General features: G+C 34.8%; 15 protein-coding genes. 5 read left to right on the top strand and 10 right to left on the bottom strand.

Annotated elements, in window-relative coordinates; translation table 11 throughout:
- The first annotated feature begins 5 nt into the window (after positions 1-5).
- On the top strand, positions 6-1220 hold the full coding sequence (locus BN55_RS04090) for a DUF2075 domain-containing protein (RefSeq protein ID WP_008470566.1): 1215 nt from the start codon (positions 6-8) through the stop codon (positions 1218-1220).
- Positions 1221-1289: 69 nt separating this feature from the next.
- Here the strand turns inward: BN55_RS04090 and BN55_RS04085 are convergent, their stop codons facing one another.
- From BN55_RS04085 to yjbM, 4 genes are all read right to left on the bottom strand, one after another.
- Complete coding sequence (locus tag BN55_RS04085; RefSeq protein WP_008470564.1) at positions 1290-3065, bottom strand: oleate hydratase; 1776 nt, start codon at positions 3063-3065, stop codon at positions 1290-1292.
- Between the two features lie 109 nt (positions 3066-3174).
- Positions 3175-4068 carry an RluA family pseudouridine synthase gene (locus BN55_RS04080; RefSeq protein ID WP_008470563.1) on the bottom strand — a complete coding sequence of 298 codons (894 nt, stop codon included), beginning with the start codon at positions 4066-4068 and terminating at the stop codon, positions 3175-3177.
- Positions 4068-4877, bottom strand: a complete 810-nt coding sequence (locus BN55_RS04075; RefSeq protein WP_008470562.1) for an NAD kinase — start codon at positions 4875-4877, stop codon at positions 4068-4070. Before BN55_RS04075 ends, BN55_RS04080 begins: the two co-directional genes overlap by 1 nt.
- On the bottom strand, positions 4877-5503 hold the full coding sequence (yjbM, locus tag BN55_RS04070) for a GTP diphosphokinase (RefSeq protein ID WP_008470561.1): 627 nt from the start codon (positions 5501-5503) through the stop codon (positions 4877-4879). Before yjbM ends, BN55_RS04075 begins: the two co-directional genes overlap by 1 nt.
- A gap of 76 nt (positions 5504-5579) precedes the next feature.
- Here yjbM and BN55_RS04065 point away from each other — a divergent pair, with 76 nt between their 5' ends.
- Entirely contained in the window at positions 5580-6203 is a 624-nt protein-coding gene (locus BN55_RS04065; RefSeq protein ID WP_008470560.1) for a CYTH domain-containing protein, read from the top strand.
- Positions 6204-6281: 78 nt separating this feature from the next.
- Complete coding sequence (locus tag BN55_RS04060) at positions 6282-6887, top strand: DsbA family protein (RefSeq protein ID WP_008470557.1); 606 nt, start codon at positions 6282-6284, stop codon at positions 6885-6887.
- Positions 6888-6909: 22 nt separating this feature from the next.
- On the opposite strand, the gene BN55_RS04055 is transcribed toward BN55_RS04060, so the two are convergent.
- The 6 genes from BN55_RS04055 to BN55_RS04030 form a co-directional block, all read right to left on the bottom strand.
- The gene (locus BN55_RS04055) at positions 6910-7761 is read right to left on the bottom strand and encodes a competence protein CoiA (RefSeq protein ID WP_008470556.1); all 852 of its coding nucleotides are present in this window, start codon (positions 7759-7761) and stop codon (positions 6910-6912) included.
- Positions 7762-7813: 52 nt separating this feature from the next.
- Positions 7814-8473, bottom strand: a complete 660-nt coding sequence (locus BN55_RS04050; RefSeq protein ID WP_008470555.1) for an adaptor protein MecA — start codon at positions 8471-8473, stop codon at positions 7814-7816.
- Between the two features lie 104 nt (positions 8474-8577).
- Entirely contained in the window at positions 8578-8976 is a 399-nt protein-coding gene (gene spx / locus BN55_RS04045) for a transcriptional regulator Spx (protein ID WP_008470552.1), read from the bottom strand.
- A gap of 253 nt (positions 8977-9229) precedes the next feature.
- Positions 9230-10969: a phosphoenolpyruvate--protein phosphotransferase gene (gene ptsP / locus BN55_RS04040; RefSeq protein ID WP_008470551.1), complete on the bottom strand. Its 1740-nt coding sequence runs from the start codon at positions 10967-10969 to the stop codon at positions 9230-9232.
- Positions 10969-11235, bottom strand: coding sequence for a phosphocarrier protein HPr (locus BN55_RS04035; protein WP_008470550.1), 267 nt, complete (start codon positions 11233-11235; stop codon positions 10969-10971). The genes ptsP and BN55_RS04035 overlap by 1 nt, the downstream gene beginning before the upstream one ends.
- Before the next feature lie 119 nt (positions 11236-11354).
- The gene (locus tag BN55_RS04030) at positions 11355-11549 is read right to left on the bottom strand and encodes a hypothetical protein (RefSeq protein ID WP_008470549.1); all 195 of its coding nucleotides are present in this window, start codon (positions 11547-11549) and stop codon (positions 11355-11357) included.
- Positions 11550-11752: 203 nt separating this feature from the next.
- Between BN55_RS04030 and BN55_RS04025 the strand changes: the two genes are divergently transcribed.
- Together BN55_RS04025 and BN55_RS04020 are read left to right on the top strand one after the other, a co-directional pair.
- Positions 11753-13906: an ATP-dependent Clp protease ATP-binding subunit gene (locus BN55_RS04025; RefSeq protein ID WP_008470548.1), complete on the top strand. Its 2154-nt coding sequence runs from the start codon at positions 11753-11755 to the stop codon at positions 13904-13906.
- Between the two features lie 129 nt (positions 13907-14035).
- On the top strand, positions 14036-14314 hold the full coding sequence (locus tag BN55_RS04020; RefSeq protein ID WP_008470547.1) for a DUF1827 family protein: 279 nt from the start codon (positions 14036-14038) through the stop codon (positions 14312-14314).
- The last annotated feature ends 117 nt before the right edge of the window (positions 14315-14431 follow it).

Below are 14431 nucleotides of genomic sequence, written 5' to 3'. Positions count from 1 at the left end.
CAACAATGACAAATCAAGCAACAAACAAATTATCACCAAAAAAACAACTCACTGAAAATCAGCAAAATTTATTAAACAAAATTATCAATTTTTGCAATGACAATCTAAACAAAGAATCTCCCAGCGTCTTTGCCATTTATGGCGATGCAGGAACTGGAAAAAGCGTAGTTTTATCTGCACTTTTTGATAAAATTCAATTATTAAGCAAGCAAAAAGATAGTAACTTGTACCAAACCAAAAATTACTTTTTAGTTAATCACCCTGAACTTCTAAAAGTTTATAAACAAATTGCAGGCGACTATCAAGAATTGCTAAAAAAGAATTACCAGCGTCCCACGTCTTTTATTAATACTCTTGATAAAACTAAGCAAAAAGCTGATATCGTCGTAATTGACGAAGCACATTTATTATTATCCAAGCCAGACCACTATAATAATTTTTATTATCAAAATCAGCTTCAAGAAATTATTAATCGCAGCAAAATTGTAATTTTAGTTTTCGATCCTCACCAAGTTTTAAAAATGAAGACTCTATGGACTAATGAAAGTTTAAAAGCAATAATTCAAAAATATAACTATCAGATTGTCCATCTGCATGAACAATTCAGAATGAAGGCCCCACTTGATTTAATTGATTGGTTTGATAGTTTCACTGATAAAATGCAATTAAAACCAATTCCTGCAGATTGCTGTCAAGATTATGATTTTCAAGTCTTCGAGGATGCAGAACAAATGCGTCAAAAAATTGTTGAAAAAAATAAGCAGTTTGGATTATCGCGGATTCTTTCAACTTCCGGATATCCATCTACTCTAGATGGCGGTAAGCATTATATTTGCGAAGGTGACTTCAAAATGCCATGGGACCAGTATAATTACACGGCTACGCCATGGGCGGAAATTTCTGAAACAATTGATGAAGTCGGATCTATTTATACTTGCCAAGGTTTTGACTTAAATTATGCAGGAATTATAATCGGACCGCCCATTTTCCAACGACCTAATTCATCAAGAATTGAAGTTGACTTAGATAAAATTACCGATATCGAAATGTTTAAGAAAAGACAGGACCTAACTGATCCCGTCAAAACTAAAAAATTGAAAGTTCAGATGGTCATGAATGCTTTAAATGTTTTATTTAAACGCGGAGTTCATGGGACATATCTATATGCTCACGATCCAATTTTAAGAAAGAATTTATTAAATTTATATCATCGAGTTTAACAAAAAGGCCTGTCGCACAAGCGACAGGTCTTTTTTCATCCGTCCAAATAAATTGTTACAAAAATTATCCTAAATTAAATTTGCTTCTTCAAGCAATTCTTCAAGCCACGTTCCCTTGATCTTCTTCATCCCTGCTTTAATGGCAAGTTTTTCTGGAAGAGCGACATCTTGATCTTCTAACTTCTTTTTATCTGACATATAATACATTGCTCTAAGCAATTGACGAATATCATATACAGAATCAAAGACTTCAGGTACTCCACGATCAACGTTCAATAAAGTGTAAACAGCTTCCATAGCAGTTCTTACTGAGTATTCCGTTGTAAAAACAGTATCACGTGTTGGACTTTCTGCGAAGTTTCCGATAAATGCCAAATTCTTTGATCCTTCTGGAACTACAGCCGGACGATCGCCGTCATGACGTGGCATAAAGTAGCTCGTAATATATGGCATATAAACTGGCACTGTGGTCATATATTTCGATGATGATAAACGCTCAATTTCACTGTCAGGTACACCCAAGTGATAAAGCAATTCTTCAGCAATTTCTTGACCGCTACATTCAGTTACCTTCTTGTGAACATAATTACCCTTAGTATCTGAATATAAAGCATAAATCCAAATAACCGTTTCATCAGGTTTTTGCGACTTAAAGTGAGGTTGTCTGTGAATTGTAAAACTCAAGCCCCAATTAGAGTCAGTAATTGTGATAATGCCACCAGTATTAACTTTGCCATCATATAAAGAGCGCTTAGTCAAACGTTCAAAATAAGGCGCTAAAGTTTTGTCTTTCAAAGTAGTTGTTGCAGAAACAAACCATGATCTCTCAGGCAAGTTTTCGCTAAATACTTCTGGATGACCAAAAGCTGGATCTTGCTTGGCTAAGTTTTCCCATAGTTTCCAAGAACTACCTTTTTCATGGGTAACTGGAGCTGGCGTATTTTGATCGCCATAAGTTGAACTTTCCGTGATTGAACCATTCGTGACAAAGACAATGTCGTTGCTAGTTAGGTTGATTTCACTAGCTTTACCATCTTTTTCAATCAAGATCTTCTTAGCAACCTTTTCATCATTAGTAGTATCAACGATTACGTTTTGAACATGAACACCATAATCAATGTGCACGCCATGATCTTTTAAGTACTTCAAAACTGGTTTAACCATTGACTCATATTGATTATACTTATTAAATTTCAACGCGGTAAAATCAGGCAAGCCATCAATGTGGTGGATAAATCTCATACAGTATCTGCGCATTTCAGCAAGTGAATGCCATTTTTCAAAGGCAAACATTGTTGACCAGTAAGTCCAAAAGTTAGTTTCAAAGAATTCTGGTGAGAACCATTCTTCAATCGTCTTACCTTGAATTTCGCTTTCTGGCGTCAAAATCAACTTAACAATTTCGCTAGCATGCTTGTCTAATTGATATTTTCCATCGCTTGGCAGACGATCGCCGCGGTTATGAATCAAACGACAATTCGATGAATTAGGATCATCTTTATCTAACCAATAATATTCGTCAAGATAAGAAGCTCCGGGAACTTCTAGACTTGGAATTGAGCGGTACATATCCCACAGACATTCAAAGTGATTCTCCATTTCACGACCGCCACGAACAACAAAGCCGGCATTTGGACGATCTGTTCCATCTAAAGAGCCACCAGCCACTGACAATTCTTCTAAAATATGGATCCTATCGCCTTTCATTTTGGCATCCCTAATTAGAAATACTGCCGCAGCTAAGCCAGCCAGACCACTACCGATAATATAAGCTGATTTTTTATCAACACCTGCTGGTTTGCGAGTATCTGCAAAAGCCTCATAATTACCATTTGAATAATACATTAAAGACTCCTCTTTTCTATATTAAGATAGAAATAAAACTCATACTTATTGTATGTAAACCGCTTTCAAATGTCAATTAATTACTATATAAATATTATTAAACAATTACTTATGAGTTATTTTTAAGCTGTTGCCATAGCTTTTGCATATCTTGAGGTTCAGAAATTTCTATTTTTATATTTTCCTGAGAAAATGGATCCTGATATTTCAACAAAAAACAATTTAATGCTTGCCTCTTAAAATCATCTTTTATGCCATACAAAGGATCACCAAATAAGGGATGACCAATTGCTTGCATGTGCACCCTAATTTGATGAGTCCTTCCAGTTAATAAGCGCAATTCTACTAAGCTGGCTCCCTTAACTTGGTCTAACACCTGATAATCTGTTACTGCTTTTTGACCATCTGCAACAATATATCGTTTAACTGTATTATCTTTTTTACCAATGGCTTTATCAATCTGGCCGCTTAACTCAGCGGCTGAAAAATTACCATGTACTATCGCATGATATTTTTTAACTAATTCATCCTTATCTAACCTGCTAAAGCGATCATGTGCTACTGCATTTTTTCCAACTAAAACTAAACCTGATGTATCTTTATCTAAGCGCGTAATTACATGCGGCTTAGTAGTTAGATGCTGCTTTTTAAAATAATGCAGCAAGCGGTTTACAATCGCAGTATCATCTTCATATCTTGAAGGAATCGACAATACGCCAGCAGGTTTATTTACAATCAAATAGTCTTTAGTTTCTTTGATAATATTTACAGGTAAATTTGTTGGTTTCAAAAATTCATTCTTTTTCTCATTACCTAAAATAAAAATTATTTCGTCGCCTTTTTTCAGCAAATATTTACTATAGCGTCTTTTATGATTGACTAGCATCATCCCGCCGTGATGACGACTATTGATTATTGCTCGATGCGAGAAACCGTTTTTTAATAAAAAACGCCCCAATTGCTGGGGTGTTTCATTTTCAAAAATCATTTTAAAATATTGCATTATACCTTCCGATCATGTCCAATAAAGGCATCTTCTACTCGATTCCAAAAATGAGTATGTTGATACTTATCAAATCTAATCACATGTTGTGAAATACGATATTCAATCTTTTTAATATGCTTATGGTTAAACTCATATCCATCATAAGTCACTACATAGTGATCGTCATTGCCCGTTTCTGGTCTGATAGTGATCCATTCATCAGGTGCAATTACAATTGGCGAAGACAGAGTTCTAAAGACGCGGTTATTAATTGAGGCAATTTCTGTCATTTGCAAAGCCTTTAAACGTGGATGAATTACTGCACCACCTAAAGACTTACTATAAGCCGTCGAACCTGTCGGAGTAGAAACACACAAGCCATCGCCTTTAAAGCTTTCAAAAAATTGATCGCGAATATAAACATCAGCTTTTAAAGTTTTAGAAACTTTTTTGATAGTGGCTTCGTTTAAAGCAAGCAGCTTCTTTTTTTCATCATTGCCTGTCGTAATCACTAATTCTAGGAGTGGATATGACGCACTGGATGGTTGTTTTTTGGTTAAACTATCAACTAACTTTCCAATTTCAAAATTACGCCAATCTGTGTAAAAACCTAAGTGACCGGTGTGAATGCCGATAAAACGAATTTGATCAATTAAGTTTTGGTATTTATGAAAAGCTGAAATTAAAGTACCGTCGCCGCCGACAGTCAAGACAACATCAGGATTTTCTGGATCGATTTCTATTTTGCGACTAGCTAATAATTTTTCTAAATTTCTAACTACCGCTTGCGTTTCTATGCATTCATTACTTACAATTGCGACTTTCATTACTGTTCTTTTCCTTTAGTTCTAGTAAAAATTTTTTGAGCTTCTTGTACTTCATCCTTAATTGCGGACATTTCTTCATCAAGCTTATAAGCAGCTTCAGCAGTTGATTTTAAGCGTTGAGAAATATCTTCAGGATACTCGCCCTTATATTTATAATTTAAAGTATGTTCAACAGTAGCCCAGAAATTCATTGCTAATGTTCTAATTTGAATCTCAGCAATAATTTTTTTCGGTCCTTCTGGCAAAAAGACTGAATATTCAATCACCATATGATAAGAACGATATCCTGATGGCTTAGCATTTTGAATATAGTCTCTTTCTTCTATGACTTGCATATCTTGACGCTGGTGAATCAAATCAACTACCCGATAAATATCGTCTACGAATTGACACATAATCCGAATGCCAGCAATATCTTGCATGTCAGTTTCAATGACATCTTGCGATATTACTCGACGTTTCATTTTTTCTTTAATCGAATCAACTGTCTTTACTCGGCCAACTACAAATTCTATCGGTGAATGCTCGCCTTTATTCAAAAAGCTCTGACGTAGTGAGCGAAATTTTATTTTTAGCTCAGAAACCGCTTCTTGATAGGGCCAAAGAAATAAATCCCAATCTTGCATCAGTAATATCCTTTCCGTTTCAAACAAAATTATTCTAACATATAGATAGAGGTCAAAAACAATTGGAGGGTAAATTATGACAAAAAATATAGAAATTGAATCCAAAACCTTAATTACGCAAGACACATATGAAAAAATGGTGGCTGCATTTGCTAAAAAATCAGAGTATATTCAACAAAACTTTTATTTCGATACCCCTAACCTAGATCTAGCAAATAACTATTCTAGTGTCCGTATTCGCGTTTACGTTGAACATGCGGAGCAGACTTTAAAGGCTAAAGAAAAAGATCCTAAACAAAATAAATACCATGAAGTAGTTGAAATCAACGATCTTTTACCGCTAGCTCAAGCTGAACAAATGGTGCATGCAGCTCAAGACAAAGAACACTTCACTTTTGGTGGCGATGTTGGTAATTATTTAAACAAGCATTTTGATAAAGAAATTGTTAATACTTTAGAATTAAGAACCTGGAGTAAAACTCGCCGCATTATGGCCGATGGTCCAGATAAGTGTGATTTGACATTAGATTTAACTGAATATGAAGATGGCTTTTGTGATTTTGAACTCGAAATTGAAAATGATGATCCCAGTTTAATCAAAAAAGTTTTAGGTGAATTGCAAAAGCAATTTAATTTTAAATCCACTCCAGAAAATACAAATCAAAACAAAGTTGAAAGAGCATTCACTCATTCTAAGTAAGCAAATTATTTAACAATTTTGATCGTATCTGATAAAGTATGTATGGATTTATCTTGGACTTACATGGGAGGAAATAAGATGTATGAGATCTTCTTCTTTGTGAATCCGATTGGCATTAACTGCTACGAAAGTGAACAAGCTATCATCAATGCAATCGATGATTCTAAGAAAAAAGTCGACTATCATTTTATTCCGATGGCAAATATGACTACAATCCGTAATGATATTAAGGCCCGTAAGTTACCAACTTGCGATCTTGATTTATTTAATCGAATTAGTCGTAATACCTTTAATGCAATTAAGAATTATCACACTGTCAAGCTAATGAAAGGGAATAAATTAGCTCGAAAGTTTCTCTTGAAATTGCAATCGGAAATTAATGATAATCATCGTCAATATTCCAAGCAGTTAATCGATCAGATTCTCAATGAATTAAACGTTAATAAAGAAAGTTTTGATAAAACAAGACAAATGAAATACACGCTTTTTTCGATGAACAAGGATTTGCAGCTAGCTAAACAATTCAAAGTTGAAACTACTCCAACCACCTTTATCTATAACTACGATGAAGTAGATAATAATTTTATAATTGAAGGCAAAGTCAATGAAGAAGAAGTTAGCGTAGCTTTAAACACTCCTGCTCGTGAGAAGAAGTACGGTACTAACAATCTACATTTAATTTAAAAAAAGACGCCAAATGGCGTCTTTATTTTTGCAGAAATTTGATAATTGCAGGCTCTTGTAAAGGATCGCGATAAGTAACAAATAATTCAACTGGTAAATCATCAATTGTTTTATTTGCTTTATATAAAAGCTGCGCAACCTGTAAGCCAAATTTTGTTCTTTCTTTGATCTGCTTTAATAAATATTTGTATTGTTTTTGATAGTCGCAAAATTGATTTTTGATTGCAAAAATAGGCTCAAATGCAAAAAAGTTACGAATACCATTCTCATCCAAGGTAAAATTTTTTTGCAAATATGCCACTTTGGACGTCATTGCTTCTAACTTTACATCATACTTTAACCTAATTTCTAAGTTTTGCGGATCAATTTCCAAATAATACCAGTGCCATTTTTTTGAATAACGAAAATAGATTTTCTGCGTTTTCTTTAGTTTTCCCTTTAAATAATGACGCTTTCCTACTAACCAAATGTCCTTAATTTTAATTTGCTCGTATAAATTATGTCGATGATTATATTCTTCATCGCTTAAAGGCGCACATTGGATTTCAAATGCTAGTTTGGAATTCACCAAAATATCTGCTCTTAATTGCTGATCAGCAAGCGGGATTTCAACTTGTGCTGGAAACCCGTTAGCTACTAATGCGCTACATAATAGATTCTTGCTTTGCTGATGCTCTTGTTTTTCCCCTTGACCAGTAATTAGATGAATATGTTTAAAAAATGGCATTTTTTGCTGCGAAATTACCAGCATCACCCTTTTATTACAAGACGGACAGCGATAAGTTTCTTCGTTTAATCTTTTCTGTCTTTGAAAAACTAAATTAGCTTCACTAACTGCCAATACTAAATTTTGCCTCAATAATGCTGCATACAATTTTGGCACCCACTATTTATTACACAAAAAAAGGCGAATTTTATTCGCCTTTTTATGCTTTTGCAAAATATCTTCTTAAATTACCTAATGCATCTTGAGTAATTAGCCTTTTAGCTTGGGGTTTTATCTTATCGAACTTTTTAAGTGGGCAAGATGCGCCAAATTCATTAGCAATTGCCCAAGCATCGCTAGGTTTCATTTCAATATAGTTATCATCTAAAAATGCTAAATCTAAATAATAGTGATGTCTATAAGTGTACAAACTTGATGCTAATCCTTGCACTTTCAAGCCATCGGCTACACCAACTACTGCGTCAATATTATTAATTTCATAAACGCGGTGGTTAGGATTGGCATTTTGTTCAGCAATTTCAGTTTTTCTAGCTGCTGGATCACGATCTCCAATGCCAGTTAAACCTTCTAAGAGCTGTTTCAACTGGTTATTAGCTGGATCATCCTCATCATCATTTTTATCGGTTACCTTAGTGATTAAGAGCTCTAGGCCGCTACTGCTTGGCATGACTTGGAAAGTTACAGGATCATCTTTTGCAAAAGTATGATCAGTATCCACTTCACTTAAAATTTGATAAAAGAAATTTTGGATTTGACTCTTATTGCCGAGTAAATCCAGCATAGTAATGCCTCTTTCCTTCAATTCAGCGGTATCCATATTAACTTGAATTGTATTTTTACTAATTCTATGTACTTGCACTCTACTCACCTCTAATAATTATCATTGACTCTATTGTAACCTATTTTTTCCAACAAATAAAAGCGATAGCCAATAAGCTACCGCTTTTAACGTAAATTTACAAATTAGAAGCTAATCATTGCTTGAGCTTCTTCAAGTTCTAAGCGTCTGACTCTTCTAGGTAAGAATCTTCTAATTTCATCTTCGTTGTAACCAACTTGAAGACGACGATCATCCATAATGATTGGACGACGCAAAAGACTTGGATTCTTTTCAATTAATTCAACCAACTTATCGATTGACAAGTCGTCTAAATTAATTTTTAAACTCTTAAAAGTGCGTGAGCGCGTAGAAATTATTTCTTCAGTGCCGTTTTCAGTCATTCGCAAAATTTGCATAATTTCTTCTTTTGATAACGGCTTAGCAAAAATATTTCTTTCCTTGAAAGGAATATCATGATCCTTTAACCAGGCCTTTGCTTTACGGCATGAGGTACAGCTAGGTGATGTATATAAATTTACCATTAATCTACACTCCTTTGTGTAGTAAAGACTACAATAAGCTATATATAATTTGAATTAAAAATATATAAATAGCTAAGTCATTCAATCTTTGAAATAACTTATAATAATATCAACTTATCAACCTTACATGTATACTGTAACACGAAAGCGTGAACAATATATGAAGATACGCTCTGCTTTTTTAAGACTTATTAAAAATAGGAATAAAAAAAGAAAAGTATATAAAAATATACTTTTCTCTCATAGTTATATTTTAGTAATTAATACCAAGTTTCTTCATAGTTTCTTCAACTAACTTTTCATTTTCTTCATAAGTTTCAGAAACGTAGCAAGCCTTGTTAGCTAATTCTTTAATATCTTCAGTATTAATTTGCTTCATCAAGCTTCTAATACGTAAGATTGAAGTTGCGCTCATTGAGTATTCATCAAGACCCATTGAAAGTAAAATTGGGAACATGATGTTATCACCGGCAGCTTCACCACACATACCACACCAAATGCCATTTTCATGAGCACCATCAATAGTGTGCTTAATCAAGCGCAATACTGATGGGTTGTATGGTTGATAAAGGTAAGAAACATTATCGTTACCACGGTCAGCAGCCATAGTATATTGGATCAAGTCATTGGTTCCGATTGAGAAGAAATCAACTTCTTTAGCGAATTGATCAGCAAGAACTGCTGCTGCAGGAACTTCGATCATCATACCAACTTGTAAGTTATCACCAACTTTAACGCCATCAGCAACAAGCTTATCTTTTTCTTCCTTCAAAATCTTCTTAGCTTCACGTAATTCATCTAAAGTACCAATCATTGGGAACATGATACCTAAACTACCGTAAGCAGAAGCACGAAGTAAAGCTCTCAATTGAGTTCTGAAGATATCTTTGTATTGCATTGACAAACGAATAGCACGAACACCTAAAAATGGGTTCATTTCTTCTGGTAAATCCCAGTAATCTAAGTGCTTGTCACCACCGATATCACAAGTTCTAATGATAACTTGCTTACCGTTCATACCTTCAATAACTTTCTTGTAAGCTTCGAATTGGTCTTCCTCACTTGGAAAATCAGATGAATCCATGTACAAGAATTCAGTTCTGTACAAACCAACTGCTTCAGCACCATTTTCAAGTACACCCTTCATATCGTCAGGAGTACCGATGTTGGCAGCAATAGTATAGTGCTTGCCATTAGCAGTAACTGATGGTTCATCCTTCAATTTCTTCCATTCAGCCTTTTGCTTAGCAAATGCTTCGCCTTTTTCAGTGTATTGCTTTACTTGATCTTCAGTTGGATCAATAATTGCGACACCGTCTAAACCGTCAGCAATAACCATTTGACCATTCTTAACATCTTTAGTAATGGTATTAGTACCAACTACGGCAGGAATTTCAAGTGAACGAGCCATAATTGCTGAGTGAGCAGTTCTACCACCAATATCAGTAATAAAGCCTTTTACGTACTTCTTATTTAATTGAGCAGTATCACTTGGAGTTAAGTCGTGAGCAATCACAACAACTTCATGATCAATGGATGCAGGATCAGGAAGAGAAACACCTAATAAGTGTGCCATGATACGCTTAGAAACGTCACGTACATCGGCTGCTCTTTCTTGCATGTATGCATTATCAGTCATGCCTTCAAAAATTGCGATAAATTTTTGAGCGGTTTCATCTAATGCAGCTTCTGCATTAATCTTCTGATTTTTAATTTCATTTTCGATTGCACCAGTAAACTCTGGGTCACTTAAGAATAAAAGGTGAGCATCGAAGACTTGAGCTTCATCCTCACCTAATGTTTCTTTAGCTTTATCGCGAACTTTTTCAAGTTCTGCAGTTGATTCACTAACTACCTTTTTAAAACGGGCAACTTCGCTATCAACGTCGCTTACTGAAGTTTTCGAAAACGAAAGGTCAGGTTCCACTAGCAAATAAGCTGGTGCAACGGCAATACCATCACTGGCTGCAATACCTTGTAAAGTTTTCGTCATTATTCAGCTAAGCCTTCCTTTTTCATAGTGTCTGCAATTGCATCGATAGCTTCTTTAGCATCGTCGCCGTCTGCAGTAATAGTTACATCAGCACCTTGGCCAACACCTAAAGACATAACGCCCATGATTGACTTCAAGTTAACTGACTTACCATTGTATTCCAAGTTAATATCTGAGTTAAACTTAGATGCAGTTTGAACTAACAAAGTAGCTGGACGTGCATGAATACCAGTTTCTGCAATAATATGAAATTCGCGTTTTTCCATTTTTAGGATCTCCTTTAAAATCAAAAATAATCGGGAGTTAAAACCCATTCGCTTACTAGATTATCATGTTTTTAAAGTGAAAACAACATGCATGTAATGGTTTTCATTAAAATAAATGACTAATTTTCATTTTTTACGGGTTTATAAACAATAGCTCCCCCTCTTTGTGCCACCCCCGTAATATCTTGTCTTTTTCCGTAATTTCTTAAAGCGGCTTGAAAAGCAAAAGCATTTTTTGCTTCAACTTTATATTCTTCCAATTTTCCTTCAGCTAATTGATTCAAAATTTCTTCGTATTTATTATCTTGCACCATTTTATTTTCCTTTTTACCTATATTTATGCAAAAATCTATACTCTCATATTTTAGCACGAAAAATTATTTTTTAATTTGCAATTTACTTGCATTAAGTAAGTAAAGCTAGTATGATAGATACAAATTAGCACTTGACTAGTATGAGTGCTAACAATACAATTTATATTGAATTGGATAATATTGATGAAAGGCGGCAAATAACAGTGTTATGTCAAAATTGTCATCAGCGGCCTGCCTCCATTCACTTATATACTAACGTAAATGGACAAAACCGTGAAATATCTTTATGTCAACAATGCTATCAACAACTAAAAAATGAACAAGGAACTAACAACAATATGAATAACGAATTTTTTGGAGATTTTGACGAATTATTTAATGCATTAAATAATCAAAATAAAAACCAAAACCCTAATAGTCAAGACCCAAGAATGCAAATGGGTGGCGGACGCATGGGGGGAGGCAATCGTCAATCTTTACTTGATCAATATGGTACAGACTTAACTGATTTAGCTAAAAAAGGCAAGATCGATCCCGTAATTGGTCGTGATAAAGAAATTGCCCGCGTAATCGAAATCTTAAATAGAAGAACTAAGAATAACCCAGTTTTAATTGGTGAAGCCGGTGTTGGTAAAACTGCTGTTGCTGAAGGCTTAGCACAACAAATTGTCGACGGCTCCGTTCCAGCAAAATTGCAAAACAAAAAGATCATCTCTTTAAATATGGTTTCTTTAGTGCAAGGTACCGGAATTCGTGGTCAATTTGAACAAAGAATGCAGCAATTAATTAAAGAACTAGAAAAAGATCCTAATATCATTCTCTTCATCGATGAAATTCATGAAATCGTCGGTGCTGGCAATGCTGAAGGTGGTATGGACGCTGGAAACATCATTAAACCAGCGTTAGCTCGTGGAGAATTACAATTAATTGGTGCAACTACTATTAAGGAATACCGCAATATTGAAAAAGATTCTGCTTTAGCTAGACGTTTTCAACCAGTTGAAGTAAAAGAGCCTTCCATTCAAGAAACTATTCAAATTTTACAAGGTATTAAAAAGCGCTACGAAGCGTACCACCACGTTACCTATACTGATGATGCTATCGAAAGCGCAGTTAAGCTTTCTTCACGATATATCCAAGATCGCTTCTTGCCAGATAAGGCAATCGACTTGCTTGATGAAGCTGGCTCACGTATGAACTTAACCATTCCTTACGTTGACAGCGAAAAGCTAAAAGAACGCGTCGAGGCTGCAGAAAAATTAAAGCAAGATGCCCTTCAAAATGAAGACTATGAAAAAGCAGCTTACTACCGCGACCAAATAGAAAAATACGATAAGCTTAAAGATCAAAAAGTAGATCCTGACAAGACGCCAAAGATTACTTCTAAGATCATGGACAAGATTGTAGAAGAAAAAACTAATATCCCTGTCGGCGATCTTCAAAAACAGGAAGAAACTCAATTAAAGAATCTATCTAGCGATCTTAAAGATAATGTCATTGGTCAAACTAAGGCTGTTGAAACTGTAGCTCGCGCTATTAGAAGAAACCGCGTTGGATTTAACAAATCTGGTCGTCCAATTGGCTCATTCCTCTTTGTCGGTCCAACTGGTGTTGGTAAGACTGAACTTGCAAAGCAACTAGCTAAGCAAATCTTTGGTACCGAAGATGCAATGATTCGCTTTGATATGAGTGAATACATGGAACAATACTCAGTTTCAAAATTAATTGGTTCAGCTCCTGGTTACGTTGGCTACGAAGAAGCTGGTCAATTAACTGAGAGAGTTCGTCACAACCCATACAGCTTAATTTTGTTTGACGAAATTGAAAAAGCTCACCCAGATGTTTTACACCTCTTCTTACAAATTCTTGACGATGGTCGTTTAACTGACTCTCAAGGACGCACAGTATCATTTAAGGATACAATCATTATCATGACTTCTAACGCTGGACAAGGCATCAAAGAAACAAGCGTTGGATTTGCAGCTGAAAATAGTCACGAAGAACAGTTCAAGAAAGTTATGGGTCAATACTTTAAGCCTGAATTTTTGAACCGTCTTGACGATATTGTTGAATTTAATTCACTTGAAAAAGCAGACTTACTCAAGATCGTTGATTTAATGCTTGCTAATACTAACGAAATGGTTCAAGACCAGGACCTTCATATCGAAGTTACTGATAAAGCTAAAGATTTATTAGTTGATAAAGGATATGATCCTTCAATGGGCGCTCGTCCATTGCGTAGAACAATCCAAGAAGAAATCGAAGATAATGTAGCTGACTACAAACTTGATCATCCAGAAGCTAAAGACTTATTAGCTGACGCAATCGACGACAAGATTCAAATTAGCGAAAAATAATCATTTCAACTAGAAAAAGTCTCACCAAATCAAAAGTGAGACTTTTTTCTTTTATTTATTGTTTTTTAAGTTAGGAAAAAAGGGGTATACTAAAATGGAAAAGAAGATTTAATAAAGGGCGTGAACTATATGCATTTGATTGATGTCACAAATACTTACCGGGACTTGGTTGAAAGACAGCTTGCATCAACTAACAGTCAGTACGTTAAAGTTTATTCATTGGGAGACACAAGCGTCGTTTACAGTGAAACTTCCGACAAAATTGAAATTGTCATGGAAAATCACAAACGAGCAATTAAGCAAGATGAAGTTGAATTTGTAATTAAACGCTTAATTCATGAAGATACAATCTACGATATTACAGTAGATAAGAGTCGTAAAATCATTTCTATCACTTGCAATAAATAGCGATATTAAAAAAGGGCTGAGATTTTGATATGAACCCCGAAATTCGGACAAGAATTTCGAGGTTTTTATTTATGGCTAAATTATCTAAACAAGACAAAATTGGTATTTACAATAATT

The sequence above is a fragment of the Lactobacillus hominis DSM 23910 = CRBIP 24.179 genome (assembly GCF_000296835.1).
GTDB lineage: Bacteria > Bacillota > Bacilli > Lactobacillales > Lactobacillaceae > Lactobacillus > Lactobacillus hominis.
The sequence above is the reverse complement of the archived record's forward strand: the minus strand, read 5'-3'. Positions and strand labels throughout refer to the sequence as shown.